Here is a 16,022-nt window from a genome sequence, read left to right on the forward strand (position 1 = left end):
TATAGTGAACAAGAATGGCCAGTCTAGACAGATTAACACGCGAGTAGCTTCAGCAGTGATGGTGAAGACAGCCGAAGGAAAAGAGCGGCGATACACGGTGCCATTAACGGTGAAATGGCATGACTCAGAAAAAACCATTCTCTTCACGCTTAATGACCGTCTGACTATGGCATATCCTATATTGTTAGGTAGGAATTGGCTGCGTGGTCGTTTTCTAGTGGATGTTGAAAAAAACAGTGATGATTAGCGGGCGAAGTTGCCATTTCTACACACCGCACGACATAAGTTTCTGCCCCATGATGACCTAATAATGATTTAGCTTATCCAAAGGAAATGTAAGCCTCCATTTCCTTTGGATGAGCTCGTTCGTTATGAATATCAGTGTAAGTAACAAGTAGCGCCCCTGATATAAGTATGTTACATCTGTTGCTCTAACGGCATCGGTACTACTATCACGTTCTGTTACTTTGCTGTTCAAATACCTTCAATTCAGACTGATACCGGTATCATCCAAAGATAAAAAAGTGAATAGCTGCTATCGACCCCTATGTGTAGTCCCCAACTATGTGTATATGTAATGGATTGGCCTTGAACGAAGCCGTTTAGGGCCAATCGCAACTACACATATTTATAATGATTGAAGAAATTGCATCAACGCATCATCGGTCGGATGATAACGGTACATGGTTGTTTCTGGCTCTTGAAGTCGTGCCAGTGCCTTGTTTTTCATCGCCAAGTCGGCCTCCACATATCGATGGGTAGTGGTCGTACTTTCATGTCCTAACCATAAAGCAATCACGCTAAAAGCCACGCCAGACTGTAGCAGGTGCATCGCTGTCGTGTGCCGAATCGTATGCGGAGATATCTTTCGTTTGGAGAGGCTGCTAACCGTCCGGGCTGCACGGGCGACTGCGATATTGAGTCGCTGCGTGACATTAAATCGCGTCATTGCGTTGCCCTCCCGGTTAGGCAATAAAGCGGCATCTGCACCTAATCCTGGATTACGCTTCAGCCAAGCCCGGATTTCCTGAACTGTTGTTTTCCATAAAGGCGTTGCGCGCTGTTTGCGCCCTTTGCCGCGCAGATGGACGCAGGCGGACTCGCTCATGACGATATCGCCTACCTTGATGCCAATGACTTCGGAGACGCGGGCACCGGTGTTATAAAGCATAGTGAGCAATAGATGATCTCGTTGAGAAGTCCAGGTTTCACCAGGTTGACCTAATATCGCCAGCATTTCCTCACGGCTTAGGAAACCCAGCATGGGACGTTCGAAGCGTTTCATCGGTATGCCCAATGCCTGCTCAATCACGCAAAACGAAGACACATCGCGGCGTGCGACGAATTTCAAGAAAGCGCGCAATGCGGTCAGCCTCAAGTTCCGGCTACGCACTGCATTGTGGCGCTGTTGCTCCAGATGATCCAGAAAAGCCAGTATCAAATCGGGCGTAATGTCGCTGAGATTCAGTGAGGTCGGCACTTTGCCCAAGCGATGCTGTGTAAAATCCAGAAACAACAGCATGGCATCCCGATACGATGCAATCGTCCGTGGACTTAAGGCGCGCTGGGTGACCAGATATTCGGTAAAAAACTGTTGAACCAATGCGGCGAAGGACACCGGTTGTGGCGTTGCTACTTCAGTCATGGCGCACCTCCGCTGCCTGGGTAAAGGCTTCAAACTTATCGGCGGCCACCGTCATGAGTTCCGGGATGCCCGTGAGATACCAATACGTGTTGGTGATCATGGCATGTCCTACATACGTAGACAAAGCCAGCATCTGTTGATCGACATCCAGGCCTTGTGCCTGCCATAGCAATAGGCGACGCACAACAAAGGTGTGTCTTAAATCATGGATGCGTGGACCTTGATGTGCGCCGCGATTGACCCAGCCCAACTGGTCCCGTAGGCTGTTGAAGACGCGATGCACTTGGCGCAAATTCAGCGCCTGTCCAAGACGCCGGCCACGTGAACCGACAAAAAACGGCGTATCCGACGTCACTTCGATAATGCCGTTTCTGAGTAACCGATATTGCTTAAGCGCCTCTACGGTGCTTGGGTGGAGTGGTACACAGCGGGATTTAGCAAACTTGGTTTGCCTTATGGTCAGCGTGCCCGCCTTCAAATCGACATCCCCGTCTAGTAAATGCAGGGCTTCGGATATTCGAAGCCCCGTGGACGCGATTAACCCGAATAGCGTCTCGTAGGTAGCGCCACGTAATCCAGGAATAAATGACGTCAGATGATGGGCGGCCGCCAGTAAATCGATGATTTCTTGTTCGCTATAAATATGCGGTGTCAATCGTTGTCCAGTTCGACCAAAAATGCCGTCGTCTGGTATCTCTGTCCGAGGGTCAAACTGTTGCAGATAACGGCAAAACGAGCGCAGATGCTTCAAACGCCTTGCCCAGGTGGATGGATTGTTGGCGTGACCTTGATCTTGTCTGGCCCAGCCTGCCATCATCTCAACCGTCAGCGGCTCCTGAAGGTTCAGTCTATCGATGTAGCGCGCAAAACTGAGGATCGAATATCCCGGCGTGCGTAAACCAAAGCCCAGACGACGCCGTTCACGCAAGTAATTTTCGGCATGGGTTTCCATGGTGATGGCTGTGTTCATGACGCACCACCGGGCCATGGCAAGGCAACCGCGGTCAGGTTTTTGCTATCGAGTTTGGCGTAAACCAATGTGGTGTTCAGTGAGCGATGCCGTAAGACATCCGCGACTTCTTTGAGGGAACTGCCCGAATCCAGAAGTCTGCTTGCCATGGTATGCCGTAGAAGGTGTGATCGCGTGTAAGGCAAACCCGCTCGCGCATAGGCTTGGCGTATCGATTTTCGGATCAGATCGGGACCAACAGGCTGATCACGGGGCGCGACATTCCGCACAAACACAGCCCGGTTAATGGTGGTTGGCCGTTCGTACTTCAGATAATCGGCAATCGCTTGGCCGGTTGCTGCTGGCAGAGGCATGGTGTCCTCGCGTCGCCCCTTAGTGCCGCGTAGTGTGATAGTCGCAGCCGACCAGTTAATATCATCAAGGCGAAGGTAAGCAACTTCGCTGCTGCGTAAGCCAAGGTCCAGCGCACAATGGACGATGGCCGCTGTTCTGAGTGGCGCCGGCCCGTCATGCTTCAGCGCACCTAACAAGCGTTCGACTTCGCTGTTGGTGAGTGTCTTTGGCAGGGTGGCTTGTTGCCAGTTGGCCGGGAAGCTGGTGACGCCTATCAAATGATGTATTGCATCGCCCAGAGTAGCGCGATAACGAAAATAACAGCGCAATGCCGAAACGGGCATCCCGATACTCGCCGACACAGTGCATCGCGCGCTTTGGCTGGCAATAAATTGGCGAATCTGATCGGGCTTTATAGCCGCAATCACCACGGATCGCCCGGCAAACTGCTCTAAAAGCAAGCAACGAATGATAGCGAGATAGTGCTTACGCGTTCTGGTTGCGAGCCCCCGGACGTGGTTCATGTAGTCATCGAATCGCTGTAGCTCTTCATCTACGGGGGGTAGAGCCTGTGAAGGATCGGCAATGATGGTGTGGGGGCGTAGCAGTGCTAACAAATGCCCCAATGCCGCATGCAAATCTTTGGCGTTACTGAATGCAGGTTTTGCGCATCGACAGTTCGGCAGATGGTCATCAAGAAATCGCTGAGTTAGCGCTTCATCAATGTGTTTAACATCAATGCTATTCTCGGTAAGCCAGTGAGCGAAATGAGTCAGGCCGGCAAGGTAGTTATTAATGGTATTGAATGCATAGCGGCAGTCGAACAAGTGCAGCATGAAAGCATCAACGAAAAGGGCCAATTGGCTTTCAAGCAGCCAACTACAGGTGTGGTGATCAGTATTCATGACAATCTCCTGAGGTGAATAAGTTTTCACTTCAGGACGACGGCAAAACTATGTCAAGCCAACCATCGTTCGTACTGGCCGTAATCCGGTCTAGTCCTGGCTTTCAGGTAGGAGGTATTAGCAAACTACACATAGTTGGGGACTACACATAGGGGTCGCTATGTTAAGCTTAACATAGCGACCCTGAGTTGCCGTTCAAGGTGTTTTCTTGATCGTCTGCTTATTGCCAGATAACGGACGATCCTAAGAACTGTATATTACCCTGCATGAAGAAATATGCAGCTAGAGTTTGAATGAAATTGCTAAATTTATTGTCTAAGTTGATCGTAGAGGATATGATTGGCCCATCTGTCCGCTAGTTAGGAACTGAAAAAATGAGAAATCTACAGTATGAATTCGCTATGAAGAGAGCGATAAAGGTAAGTATGATGTACCTGATCGCTTTAATTATCTTTGCTAGTGAGGCTATAGCAGTAACCCTTCCGAAGTGCGACGCTCCATTCTACGCTGGGCAAGAGTCAATCAAGAATATCGGTAGCAATGTAGCTTTTGCCTACCACTTGACAATGATGGTCAATGAATCTGATAACGGTCGCGTCGCGTATTGCCTGACTCGCTCAGGTATGAGTGAGAGCGGCTTGAGTTTTGGGGTGTCTCAGATGGATTTGCGCACTAACGATAAGGCCTGGCCTGTCTTCGAAAAAATATTGCAAAAAACGGGGGGCGAACAAAAGTCACTCGCATTTGAAGAGGCAGATATCAAGCTAATGAGGACGCTATTGGTCGGTAAGGGCGCGCCAACTGCGAAAGATCTTTTGAAAAAAGATAATCCAAGTATTGAAGCTCTGCTCATACGCGCCAACGATGCACTAAAAAGTAGTTCATCACGTAGTATCATAGATGCGCTCCACGTAGAGCATGTCAAGAACGAAGTTGATTTCATCGCCAGAGTTCAAAAAGACTTAGATACAAGCTCTGTCGGCGGAAGCAAACTATTAGCTAACTCCCTCGCAGCAAAGCTCCTGATTATGGATTTCCATAACCTCTTCGGAAGCATTAATAACAAATTGAAGCCATTCTTGATGACAGGAGAAGCAACAATGATGGGGCATCAAATAAAAATACGCGGCCCTTCAATCTCAGTCAGTGACATCTTACAGTTTGTTCTAAATACAAAACAGGGAGCAGGATGTGAACCTAACCAACGAGCAGAAGTACTACGGCGAATGGGTTACGTCATCATGATTGCCAGAAATAATGGCGACCGGACCGATTGGACATCGGAGGATCGAGAGTTTTTCAATAAAATTTTACCGGATATTCTGAGCAATCCCTGTGTGAATTCTACAGTTGATCTGAGGCACGTTCGCAAACTGACTAATAATTCTTTCTAACGTCTTAATTTATTAAGACGAAGCAGGTTTTTTCGTGGTAATTATACTGCTAAGCACGTGTACAAAATAAACTCAAGATTTACGAGCCATTCATATGCCATCTATGATTGACCGGTTATAGTTCAGACCGTGTAAAAACGCAAAAACAGCGAAAGCGGTGGAGTTATTATGCTAAATTTGAGTGAAGTATCAGTCGTTGTAAAGTCGGCCATTGATAAATTATTCATTTCTGGCTGCTCAGTGGAGCAATTTCTAAATCTGATGGATTTGGCCGTGCGTTTTTACACAGCCTCGGTCGGTAGCGCTCTGTCGCAATTGTATGAGCAAAACCGGCTCAAGCTACCTTCTTTTATGTCACCTGCTTGTGCTCGACAGGTTACTTCCACATAGCGGTCGTCAAGATAAAAAACAGCCTATAACAACCGTCAAAGTTAGACATACAGGCGGAACCACGAAGAACTTGATTTGGTTTTTGTCTAGACTTAGGCAATCTTGGATAATATACAGAAGGAGTCTTGACGTTAATCGTATCGCACTAGTTTAAGAACAAATTCAAATTACCAACTTATATATAACTCACCAATCTTACGGAAAAATAAGACTATGAAGAATTTAGTGCTACCATCAATTCTCTTCTGTATTGCGCTCTCTGGATGCGCTGGCGTAAAGTTTGCCGAAGCTCCTGTAAATGCGGTGATGCCTGAATCGTTCACTAAACGATCTATTTATCCTTCTGCTATTGCTGTATATGAATTTCAAGAGCTTGCTGGAACCATACTATCTGTTGAATCAGGAAAGGACCCCCTAAGGGTAGGCATCTTGCGCTCCTTAAACCAGGCGCCAACCGCCCTTCCTATAACCGAATCTCTAAACTACTACCACTCAAGAATTCAACAAGGTGTATCGGGCGGCGGACAGTACCTCGCCTTTGCGGCTAACTTGTCTGCGGATGCAATGGTTGACTTCGAACTCGATGACATTTCACGAGCTTCAACAGACTACACGGATGAAGTAATCACCAAACTTACTGAGTGGGTTAAAAAACACCCTAAACCAAACAGTAACACCTCAAGATTGTGGGTAAAGAGTGTTGTGCTTACTCGTCAAAAACTCACAAATTTCGTCAAAATCGATGCAAATGCAAGTGGTCAGGTTGGGGAGGTAACAGGAGTTAAGGTAGGTGTTTATCGGAAAGATGAAAACTCAAATCGCAGTACTATATTAGGATTTGACGCCTTTGATATCGACCAGCTTGTAGCGCAAGCCGAGGCTGCACCAGCGGATATCAAAACAAGCAATTCTTTACTTGAGATCACGCGAAGCGTTCAAAAGTTACAAGGACAGCTTCGCTTCGAAAAGTAAAAGCGTAAAAACAAAATTTATAGTTGGAATTGGGAGTTTGGGCATAGCTAAGGCTCTGTAGACTGCAGTTCCTTAATTATCATGTTAGACTAAAAACATCACTTTCAAACAGGACTGGAATTCTTCAATGAAGAAAACACTGATCGTATTTTTGTTACTGGTAGGCTGCGCTACTGAACCAACCACACCAACTCCAACACCATCAAGGTCAGCGCCAACCGAATCAAATCAAACTAAGGTCGATTACCAAAAGGTAATCGCTAAAAGTTCAGGACACAAATGCTATTTAGAATCGTACAAAAAAAAACAAGGTAGAGCCCCTAAGAAATTTTTGCAGGGGCTAATTGCGAACTTCACTGAAGAGGTTTGCTCCCCTTCTGGAGCTTCTGCTGGTACTTTAGGCTCCCCTACAAAAGATGCTCTTGCCTACTACAGATCGCCAGCAAAAATTGAAAATCTCTATGCGTTGATGATCGGCTCTGGTATGCAAGAATCCTCTGGCGGCTATAATTGTGGCCAAGACTCTAGCTTTAATGCTCGTAAAAACAGAACTGGACCGAAAGCCGAAGCAGGAACATTTCAAACGAGCTACGACTCAATTGGAAAAAGTAATGAGCTTGGAAAACTTTACGAAGATGCTAAAGCAAATAAGATTGAGTGCTTTAGCGATCTATATCTTCCCTGCACCGGCATAGACGTAGTATCCAAATTACCTAGATTAAAAAACTGGGGTGAAGGTGAGGGCGTTAATTTTCAAGCACTGACAAAATCATGCCAAGGTTTTTCAGCAAAATATCACTCAATCATGCTGCGAGTGGACCGCGCTCACTACGGGCCAATCAATTCAAAAGTCGCCGAGATTATGCCCTCGTGTGTAGAGATGTTCTCTGAACTTAAAGACTACATTTTAGCAAACAAAGAAATCTGTGGAATGCAATAACCAACAATTTATCCAGACAACAATTCATAGCTCCAAAAATACTTAAAGGACGGATTGCGCCGAAAAATAAAGGCATTCGAACCAGCAACTGTTAATTGAAAGCTGCATGGCTTTAAAGTCCCAGTAGGTTTAATTTCGGTCAATTCCTGGATAACATAAGCCGGAATCGACCGAAATCGCCTATATATCCGATTTTGCGTTTTTACACGGTCTGGACCCCTTTAGCAATCTCTGGATCCTTAGCAATCAAAGGATTATGTTTTTAAAATGTAGTTTCTGGGGGATAATTGGGTCATTCAAAATTTGGCTTTGGAATTATCCCGATTTGTTTATTATGCCAAAAATGAGCGTTATCCCGCTAAATATCTTAGCGTTTCAGGATATTTTTTGAAATTGCATTTGCAATAGACTGAGTGTCGGCGTAAATATACCGACTTGGATAATAACTTGTTGATCATCTTCGAATGAGCAAGGAAGCTGGGGGGCAATCCTCACAATAGAACGACATTTTCACGGACTCGTATGCGCTCGGGTTAGTTAACTTGGTATTTCTAGACAATAGCAGGAATGCGGTCCCATTTGCGTGGCTCCGCGACTGCGCGTGTTTCGAAGCCACTATGGACACGTCCTTACATGTACTTGACACGGATCAGAAGCTGTGTAGACAGCGCAGCACTGGATCTTATAACAGAGTTGAATAAACCTTTTTTGGACTAATCAAACCGGGGGTGATAATAATGCGTGTCTGTTCCTATTGCGTCATCGTGTGGTTTTCTCTGGTTGCGGCCTCTCTCTCCGTTCAGGCACAGGATGTGCGCTCGACGGCGTTGCCAGTCGGCTCCGGATCGGGCCAGATCGGACTCATCATGAGTCCCAACGAGGAATGCCGTGGTCCGGCGACTGTCACACCAGCAAGCGCGGGCAGACTGGCGGTTCTTGATAAGGTGAACCGAAAGATAGTCGTCGTCGGTGGGCTCGCCCCTGAGGATATTCCACTCCCCGAAGACCTCGTCGAGCCTGCCGACCTCGTTGCAACCACTCGTGGATACGTAGTAGTGGGAACGCTCGGCGATGTCGTTCTGATCGATGAAAAGGGAAGCGTCCTCGCCCGGAAGAAAGAGGCGCACAACCCTGAGGCCGGCGCGGTTCGTCTGGTTGCCCTAGCGGCGGGCGGCCTGGCTCTAGAAGACCTTAGTGGCAATCGTATACAGGTCAGCCTGGATCCGGCACAGATTGGAGATCTCATCGAACCGGGCTTGGCTACCGCCGGGGCATACACTCGAACCGAACTCACCCCTAATCAGGCCACCATTACAAGCAATGTGATATCCGGCCCGCTCGCATCGATTACCCTCACGTCCTCCATGCGAATTGTCAATGTCCGCGTCATGTGGGCCAAGGAGGGCGAAGGAGCATTGGTCTCTTTACAAGAGAGCCGTCAATTACCTAAGGAGGCTACCTTCGTGCGCCTTATCTCTCTTGATGCCAGCGGGCGCCCTATGTCCGAGACATATCTTGGATGGGAGGTCTTTGCTTGCGAGACCCGGCGCCCATTCGCCCGACTTATCGATGGGAGAGTCGTTAGCCTCGCATTTCGCGGAAAAAATGAACTGGCGCTAGATGTGCTCTCGTTCGAACCCATGGGAAAGTCGACACCAAAGGAGTTGGATCAGCACTCAGATGCGACCCTGATCTCTAATGACGAGGATGTGTTTAAAAGACTGGAGAGCCTGAACGGGACCCCGAGCGTGAGTCCGATTGCCCTAAACCCGATTAGTCGCACAAGCATTCTGCTACGAGGTCATGCACCTTTAACGATCAAATGGCCACTCAAGGTAGCGAACTTCAGTCATTCCAATATCAACAACCGCTGCCGTCCGCTCACAGATATCTGGCACCGCCCCCCACGTCTTAATGCAATGCTTGACCATGAAGTGACAGCAATCCCTTATAGATGGGGGGGCTATTTTAGCAAGCTTGAGGATTTCAATACTCATCTGGCCAGCGGCCGACTTGCAGGCGATGACTGTACCTGCCGGAATGCGAACTGTGTTCATCCAAAAGCAACTGGGATGGACTGCTCCGGCTTCATCTCGTACGCATGGCAGACCGGCAACTATTACACAACGGTGAGTTTGCCACGCCTCGAAATTAGCACTTCGGTGAGTTGGTCCGACCTTGCACCGGGCGACATTGTCAACAAGGCGGGGAGCCACGTGCGTCTTGTGGAGTCGATCTCCCCGGGGGCTAACGGGCGCGTCGTAACAGTGATCGAGTCGGCGGCGAATGAGTCCTGCGGCGGTGTCTGCCGTAGATCCTATCTCGAGAGCGATTTGCGGCAGAGGGGATACAAACCACTGCGGCGTCGCAACCTGACGAACTGATGGGAACTGACATGCTGAGAGTCGTACTATTGTTGTGGCTCCTGCTCGGTATGGCCATTAAGGGGCAGGCGCAAACGCCTGACTCCTCTTGCATCTTCGCAGCTAATGGGCCTGCGACCGTGTACATCGAGTACAGATATGTCACGAGTGAAGGTGAAGGACTCGAAACGGGCAGTGGGTTCATCATCTCGCCTGCCGGACATGTCATTACTGCTGCTCATGTCGTGAGTCCCCGCATCAAGGACGTCTCGGTACAGTCCTCTAAGGTTTCCGTTCGCGTAGGCGGTCGGTTGAACCCGGCGGTTGAGGCAACAGTTCCTGTCCGCGACTCTTCGGTCGACTTGGCGCTTCTGCAATTACCTACACGGCCCGGTACAAACACCTGGCCGACCGTTGATATCGGAAACCAAGTCACCCTCCCGATCGGCGCAGGCCTAATCGGCTTAGGCTTCGGGTCTACCGGAGACCTCGCCGTTGTACCGGCGGGTGAGAAGACTGCGAACAACACCATCATCGATGGCCAGTTGAAGCCGTGGTGGCAGACAAACTTGGCGCTCAATCCGGGAAACAGCGGCGGCCCAATTTTCGGACAGCTTGGGACGGTAGTCGGTGTTGCTGTCGCAAAGAACGACGGCGCGCAGTTAGTGACCTATATAATCCCAATCTCCCGGGCTCAGCATCTCATCGACGCCGCCGCTGTGGCTTCGGCGCAGGCAGGGGGGCGATGCGCGGTTTTTCCGGAATGCCGGCACGCCAGTCATGAGATTCAGGGGTACACCGTTGACGATTTCAAAAGCAAGTGGGGCGATTGGCGGAGCGGAGGCTACAATAGAGGTGCTTTTTGTAATGACTTTCTTGCCGAATTGCAGTTGACTTATCCTGCTTCAACCTTCACCTTCGTCAGAGATGATGAACAGAGCCGGGATACCCAGCCTCCTTTTCGAGTAATCGAGTATCGCTACTTTTGCGAGTTTCAACGGCGCGAAAACCCCATTTACGAATTGAAGCGAAGCATCGCCTGCCTGCAATAACGGGGACTATGCATTAGCACTTTTGCCTATATCGGTATAAACGCCGAGGAAAAGCCTCGGCTGGATGCAGCGAGCCTGTGTCCGCCGGAATACCTGGAAGCGAAAACGCCCAACCCGTCTTTGAGCTGACCGTCCAGCAGCGTCGCTTCGCGCCTCTGTTATCGGCAGCTTAATTCTAGCGTTAAATGTCTGCTCTTGAGCCTTTACCCGACTTTTACTGAGATTTATTGATCGTCCATTTTTGGCCGAACTGAGACCGTCAGTGCCAATTCAAACGAAGGTTTTGAAGCTGTCAGATCAAGTTCATATTTTTACAAATATGATCAACCCGATAGTGGTTAGCTGCTGGAAAATTTAAACGCTCTTTTGTTGTAAAATTAGTAAATATTCCACGCTCTTTAACAGGCCACGGCATCGGTTACCGAGGAAATCAGCGTAGGCGAGACCTCGGTACCGTACATTTCTGCCAGATGCGCCTGAATCTCCCGGACCGTCATGCCTCGGGCATACAGCGACAGGATCTTGTCGTCGAAACCGTTCCAGCGGGTCTGGTGCTTGGGGATAATCTGAGGCTCGAAACTGCCTTGGCGATCACGAGGGATTTCAAGCGGTAGCTCACCGAATTCCCCCTTGAGGGTTTTCTTGGATTTACCGTTGCGGGTGTTGCCAGCCGGATTGGCAACCGGTTCATGCCGGGCGTGACCGAGGTGATCGGCCAGCTCAACTTCAAGGACTCGTTCCACCAACCGCTTGGTCTACTGCTTTAAAATTCCGTGTTCACCCATCAGGTCTTCGGGTTTCTTGTAATTAGCCAGCAGGCTGTCGATTAATTCATTGCTTACGGTCATTTCTAACTCCTTGCTAAAGTACTGGCAGTTTCCCGCCAAATGACCGTTTACACAAAAATTCTTACACCCTCGGAAAGCTGAGTATTATTGATTATTTGGCTTTCTATAATGGTCAGCGCGCACACTCAAAATTAGGCTATCAATCCCGCTGGAATTTGAGCGGGAATTCTACAAGAAGACTGCTTAAGAAAGTGTCCGGTTTTATTAGGCCATTACACTCTTTTCAAGAGCGGTGTCAGGTCAAGTATGTACTAATATAGTTTTAATCACACCTAGTAAGTCAAGTTCTTCGTCTTTTTCACTCTATTTTCACTCTATTTTAATTTGCAACTGCATCAGTTCGAGTTTAAATGTTCACACCTAGATAATAATTTGTTAGGCGTCAAGTTCAGCATTATTCGTGAACGGTAGACGAACCGGCATAAATGAATGACCTGTCAACAGGAGAATTAAGATGATCATCAGAACTCGGCTACTCATTGAGAGAGTCGTCATCCTGTTTTGCTTACTCTCGAGCGCTTTCGCAACAGCGAAAGATTACGACGAGTTTCAGCTCGGTAAACTAGAAGGTAAGCTTATTGTTCAGTGGATCGGACCTGATCAGTTTCTTTTCATTCCTGACAGACAGAAGCCACTCAAATTTACTCGTAGCAACGGCAGCGTCATTCAGCCCGGTCGAATGTTAACCGATGGAGGGTCTATCCCTCGCCCGATTTGGATACTGAGGAACTACTCCCCTTGGGGTTACGCACCTGCGTTCATTGTTCACGATTGGCTCTTCGATATGAAGCACTGCAAGCTGCCTGGGTACGAGGCTTTCTCACATCGTGATGCAGCCGATGTCATGGCGGAAGTCATGAAATCGATGATGGAGACCAAGCTTGTCGCAGTTGACAAGGCGACATTATTCTCCATGCACCTCGCTGTCAGTTCGCCGATCGCAGAGCGGCTGTGGAAGGAGGGGAAATGTGTTCCACCACCGGCGGACTTCGGAGCAAAGAAGCCCATTGCTGAGTATGAACTTGACTTCGATAAATAAAGCGCTATGACTGACCGATGGTTAACAGTTCTGCTATCTTCTTTTATACTCAGCGTATCCGCCTATGTCACAGCCAGTCCTGACGCGGTACAACAGTCCAATCACGTTTCACTTACTTCGGGATATAAGTACCAGTCTGACATAGCTGGATCCGCGTATGAGTGGTTGGAAGAACAGCAACGACGTGCTTATGGGAAGTCGCAAAAACCTCCGTCTCTTTCCGATCTACAGCGCATAATAAAAGCACTGCCTAGGCGCGAAGAATGGGAATCAGCTAGCGATATTCTAAGTGCCGCAAAGTTGGAAGAGGTGACACTTCCAACCCGTTACGAGGAGATTGGTGCCTACTTCCTGACACAGAACATTTCCCAGAGCGTCCGCGATGCCATAAGGCGCAAAACACAGGCTGAAAAAGTCCCTATGATTGTATGGGGCACGCTCCCCACTGGCGAGGTCAATGCCGCGGCACAGAAAATTGGCGCTGAGAATCTTGTAATCCTCAATCGCGGTCTGTTCACGTTTCTCTATGGCACGCTCTTAACCTCTGATAGAACAATCTCTATCACAGAAGTAGAGGGCAACGTATCTCTGAATTTTTCAGAGAGTGAGTTCCATCGCGCAGTTTCTGAAAATTCGTCGCTAACCAACGACTTCACCAGAATATTAGTTGCCTTCGCAAATCGGTCCGATGTTCCGGACATTGTGTTTGCCACGAACCACGAGGCGCCTTTAGTAATAAGGCAGCTTAATTCAGTGGAACGTTTCATCGTTGCACACGAGTTTGGACACGTACTATCTGGCGACACTCAGCGTGGGTTAAGGATGCTTAGCCTGCCAGAAGCAACGGGAGGGGGTTGGAGACAGGTTGAATCCAGCGCTCTAGATTGGTCGCAAGAACTGAAAGCCGATGCAATTGGGATAGAACTTGGCGCTTTAGCAAGGACGCGTGATGAGTCAGGATCAGTAAGTGCTCAAGTTCCATTGTTCGAAGTAATCTCAGCCTATGCACCGATACTCTTCTTGACTATTGCCGACGCACTAGAGGACGCGACCTTCTGCAACGGCAGCGGGCAGGGAACGAGAGACATGCTTCCCAAAGATGTAGTTGAGAGATTGGTCGCAAAGGCTCAGGCTGCACGAGAAAGCAATGAAGCCCCTTCTCACGATGACGCAGACGTCAAGAGACTTGGATGCCGTCTGCGGAGCCATCCTCCCGCATGGCTTCGAGCTGAATTAATCGTTTCTAGCGTTGATAAGAAATTCAATAGACCGCCGCTGCGACCGTCAGAAGATGCCCTACTCGCAAAGGCACTCATCAGCAACACTCAAGCGCTAAGTAGGTTTGTGCGGAATCGGGTTCAAAGCGAACTTATATCAAGCGCTGAAAATCGTCCAGGACATACCCCACCGTGACGCCCAACACTGCAGTCAACCGGACGCCCCGCAGAAGCGGCGCACCGGTTACCTTGAACGTTAGACTGTCGAATTACTTAGGTTGTTCTCACAACAACCAGAATGGATGAGGGTAATTTCCGAAGCAATTATGACGGTAACTTCGAAATTGCAAGTTAATAGCTTGAAATGCTAGAACTAATAAGGTTTCGTTAGATATGTAAACCGTCCTCGTACATATGCTGATATTCCAAAATTAGAGGGCTTATAATTTAGGAGAACATTATGACAAATTTTATAGTTACCGTAGACAGTCTTTATTTACGTGATGCGCCTAAAAAGGATGGAAGTGAAATAATTGGTGTATTGCACAAAAATGATATTGTTACATCAGTAGGGCCTAATAGTGGAAATTGGGAAAATGTTAAGACGGCAGATGGTAAAACAGGCTGGGCATCAAATGCGTATCTGCAAGTAACGGATGAAACTACTAAACAATACTTTCCATGGTTTGAAAAAGCCATTGAAGAATATAACAAACATATTAAAGAAATAGCAGGTAGTGGTGATAATTCCCGTATCGTTGAGTATTTGCGCTCAACCGATCTTGGTAGTGTTTCTGCAAAAAATGATGAAACTCCTTGGTGTTCAGCATTTGTGAATTGGTGTGTTGAGCAATCAGATAAACAAGGAACGAATTCAGCGTGGGCGCGTTCTTGGTTGACATGGGGTAAAGAAACGGAAATGCCTATTAAAGGTTGTATCGCTGTTTTTAAACGGCCGCCTAATCCTTCTTCTGGGCACGTTGCCTTTTTTGTTTCACAAACTAATACTCACGTTAAAGTGCTTGGTGGTAATCAAAGTGATTCAGTAAGTATCACTGCATATCCTGCCGATAGATTACTTAGTTATCGCATTCCTAACTAATTTGATTGGATGTGCATTATGTATCCCTTTTTACTTGCGCTGCTCCTTCTCAGCAGTTTGTTAAGTAGTGCGGCGACGGCAGATGTTATTGGCATACCTGTCATGGTGGGCGGTGAAAAGAACTTAGATGCTTGTACGGGATTGGGTATTGTTTTTGGACTTAATCCTCAAAGCGATAATTTTCTTGCAGTGCGTTCGGGGACAAATAGCCGATATGCCTTGATTGATAAACTGTATGAAGGTCAGCAAGTATTTATTTGTCAAACGTCAGCAGATGGTAAATGGTTAGGTGTGGTTTACAGTCATAATAAAAATGCTGATTGCGGAGTCAATAGCCCGATAAATCCTGCTCAAGTCTATTCGGGCCAGTGCAAATCAGGTTGGGTTTATGGGCGGTGGATTAAAATTGTTGCAGGATGATTAATCAAATTTATCTGCCTTTTTTGTGGGCGATTGTTTAAGTTTGGGTGAACATATCTAGCCCAACAAGCCAGTCAAAGGGACGCGCCGCCCAGTGGCGGTTTTGGAGTTTCGTTTTTTATCAAGGCCAGGCGGCTTCGCTTAAGCCCACTGAGGCGGTGCGTCCCTTACCGTAACGTTAGATTTTCTTCGGAAAAGAAAAAGGAGAATAAGCAATGCAAAGTGTAATGTGGTTAATGTTGTTGGACGAAGCCGCTATCGCGGAGAACACCCCGCCGAACAGCCACCCGATAAAACAATTAAAATTTAACCTCAAGCCTCTCAACCAGAGGGATCGTTTAGCATTAAATAATGAGGTTACCCAACAATGACATCATCCGAAACAGAGTTCAAGCAAAACTATCAAACGCATCTTAAACACCTTAAATGTTG

Annotated in this window: 14 protein-coding genes and 1 pseudogene; 11 read left to right on the forward strand and 4 right to left on the reverse strand. The window is 47.9% G+C overall.

What is annotated here, in order from left to right:
* On the forward strand, positions 1–247 hold a 247-nt coding region (locus tag M0R47_RS12505), incomplete at its 5' end, for a RimK/LysX family protein (protein ID WP_292555224.1).
* 381 nt (positions 248–628) lie between these two features.
* On the opposite strand, the gene M0R47_RS12510 is transcribed toward M0R47_RS12505, so the two are convergent.
* From M0R47_RS12510 to M0R47_RS12520, 3 genes are read right to left on the reverse strand one after another with little or no spacing between them, the layout of a single operon-like run.
* On the reverse strand, positions 629–1,645 hold the full coding sequence (locus tag M0R47_RS12510; RefSeq protein ID WP_292555227.1) for a tyrosine-type recombinase/integrase: 1,017 nt from the start codon (positions 1,643–1,645) through the stop codon (positions 629–631).
* Positions 1,638–2,615: a tyrosine-type recombinase/integrase gene (locus tag M0R47_RS12515; RefSeq protein ID WP_292555230.1), complete on the reverse strand. Its 978-nt coding sequence runs from the start codon at positions 2,613–2,615 to the stop codon at positions 1,638–1,640. Before M0R47_RS12515 ends, M0R47_RS12510 begins: the two co-directional genes overlap by 8 nt.
* Positions 2,612–3,853, reverse strand: a complete 1,242-nt coding sequence (locus M0R47_RS12520) for a site-specific integrase (RefSeq protein ID WP_292555233.1) — start codon at positions 3,851–3,853, stop codon at positions 2,612–2,614. The genes M0R47_RS12515 and M0R47_RS12520 overlap by 4 nt, the downstream gene beginning before the upstream one ends.
* A gap of 374 nt (positions 3,854–4,227) precedes the next feature.
* Here M0R47_RS12520 and M0R47_RS12525 point away from each other — a divergent pair, with 374 nt between their 5' ends.
* The 5 genes from M0R47_RS12525 (at position 4,228) to M0R47_RS12545 (ending at position 10,964) form a co-directional block, all read left to right on the forward strand.
* On the forward strand, positions 4,228–5,247 hold the full coding sequence (locus tag M0R47_RS12525) for a hypothetical protein (RefSeq protein WP_292555237.1): 1,020 nt from the start codon (positions 4,228–4,230) through the stop codon (positions 5,245–5,247).
* Between the two features lie 603 nt (positions 5,248–5,850).
* Positions 5,851–6,609, forward strand: coding sequence for a hypothetical protein (locus tag M0R47_RS12530; protein ID WP_292555240.1), 759 nt, complete (start codon positions 5,851–5,853; stop codon positions 6,607–6,609).
* Positions 6,610–6,736: 127 nt separating this feature from the next.
* Positions 6,737–7,549, forward strand: coding sequence for a hypothetical protein (locus M0R47_RS12535; protein ID WP_292555243.1), 813 nt, complete (start codon positions 6,737–6,739; stop codon positions 7,547–7,549).
* A gap of 737 nt (positions 7,550–8,286) precedes the next feature.
* On the forward strand, positions 8,287–9,933 hold the full coding sequence (locus M0R47_RS12540; protein WP_292555246.1) for a hypothetical protein: 1,647 nt from the start codon (positions 8,287–8,289) through the stop codon (positions 9,931–9,933).
* Positions 9,934–9,983: 50 nt separating this feature from the next.
* A complete protein-coding gene (locus M0R47_RS12545) occupies positions 9,984–10,964 on the forward strand; it encodes a serine protease (RefSeq protein ID WP_292555331.1) in 981 nt (326 codons plus the stop codon).
* Between the two features lie 407 nt (positions 10,965–11,371).
* On the opposite strand, the pseudogene M0R47_RS12550 reads toward M0R47_RS12545, so the two are convergent.
* Positions 11,372–11,812 (reverse strand): annotated as a pseudogene (locus M0R47_RS12550) (transposase); the annotation flags it as partial.
* A 454-nt stretch (positions 11,813–12,266) separates the two neighbouring features.
* Here M0R47_RS12550 and M0R47_RS12555 point away from each other — a divergent pair.
* The 5 genes from M0R47_RS12555 to M0R47_RS12575 all read left to right on the forward strand — a co-directional run bounded on the left by M0R47_RS12555 (position 12,267) and on the right by M0R47_RS12575 (position 15,961).
* A complete protein-coding gene (locus M0R47_RS12555) occupies positions 12,267–12,851 on the forward strand; it encodes a DUF1353 domain-containing protein (protein ID WP_292555249.1) in 585 nt (194 codons plus the stop codon).
* 165 nt (positions 12,852–13,016) lie between these two features.
* Complete coding sequence (locus M0R47_RS12560) at positions 13,017–14,264, forward strand: hypothetical protein (RefSeq protein ID WP_292555252.1); 1,248 nt, start codon at positions 13,017–13,019, stop codon at positions 14,262–14,264.
* A gap of 264 nt (positions 14,265–14,528) precedes the next feature.
* Complete coding sequence (locus tag M0R47_RS12565; RefSeq protein ID WP_292555255.1) at positions 14,529–15,170, forward strand: SH3 domain-containing C40 family peptidase; 642 nt, start codon at positions 14,529–14,531, stop codon at positions 15,168–15,170.
* An 18-nt stretch (positions 15,171–15,188) separates the two neighbouring features.
* A complete protein-coding gene (locus M0R47_RS12570) occupies positions 15,189–15,590 on the forward strand; it encodes a hypothetical protein (RefSeq protein WP_292555258.1) in 402 nt (133 codons plus the stop codon).
* Between the two features lie 215 nt (positions 15,591–15,805).
* Positions 15,806–15,961, forward strand: a complete 156-nt coding sequence (locus M0R47_RS12575; RefSeq protein WP_292555261.1) for a hypothetical protein — start codon at positions 15,806–15,808, stop codon at positions 15,959–15,961.
* Positions 15,962–16,022: the final 61 nt, after the last annotated feature.

The organism is Methylobacter sp. (assembly GCF_023227905.1).
Classification (GTDB): domain Bacteria; phylum Pseudomonadota; class Gammaproteobacteria; order Methylococcales; family Methylomonadaceae; genus Methylobacter_A.

Coding starts and splice junctions, on each gene's coding strand:
- M0R47_RS12565 (WP_292555255.1), top strand. CDS start 14,529: ATGACAAATTTTATAGTTACCGTAGACAGTCTTTATTTACGTGATGCG.
- M0R47_RS12575 (WP_292555261.1), top strand. CDS start 15,806: ATGCAAAGTGTAATGTGGTTAATGTTGTTGGACGAAGCCGCTATCGCG.
- M0R47_RS12545 (WP_292555331.1), top strand. CDS start 9,984: ATGGCCATTAAGGGGCAGGCGCAAACGCCTGACTCCTCTTGCATCTTC.
- M0R47_RS12570 (WP_292555258.1), top strand. CDS start 15,189: ATGTATCCCTTTTTACTTGCGCTGCTCCTTCTCAGCAGTTTGTTAAGT.
- M0R47_RS12535 (WP_292555243.1), top strand. CDS start 6,737: ATGAAGAAAACACTGATCGTATTTTTGTTACTGGTAGGCTGCGCTACT.
- M0R47_RS12520 (WP_292555233.1), bottom strand. CDS start 3,853: ATGAATACTGATCACCACACCTGTAGTTGGCTGCTTGAAAGCCAATTG.
- M0R47_RS12540 (WP_292555246.1), top strand. CDS start 8,287: ATGCGTGTCTGTTCCTATTGCGTCATCGTGTGGTTTTCTCTGGTTGCG.
- M0R47_RS12510 (WP_292555227.1), bottom strand. CDS start 1,645: ATGACTGAAGTAGCAACGCCACAACCGGTGTCCTTCGCCGCATTGGTT.
- M0R47_RS12555 (WP_292555249.1), top strand. CDS start 12,267: ATGATCATCAGAACTCGGCTACTCATTGAGAGAGTCGTCATCCTGTTT.
- M0R47_RS12530 (WP_292555240.1), top strand. CDS start 5,851: ATGAAGAATTTAGTGCTACCATCAATTCTCTTCTGTATTGCGCTCTCT.
- M0R47_RS12515 (WP_292555230.1), bottom strand. CDS start 2,615: ATGAACACAGCCATCACCATGGAAACCCATGCCGAAAATTACTTGCGT.
- M0R47_RS12525 (WP_292555237.1), top strand. CDS start 4,228: ATGAGAAATCTACAGTATGAATTCGCTATGAAGAGAGCGATAAAGGTA.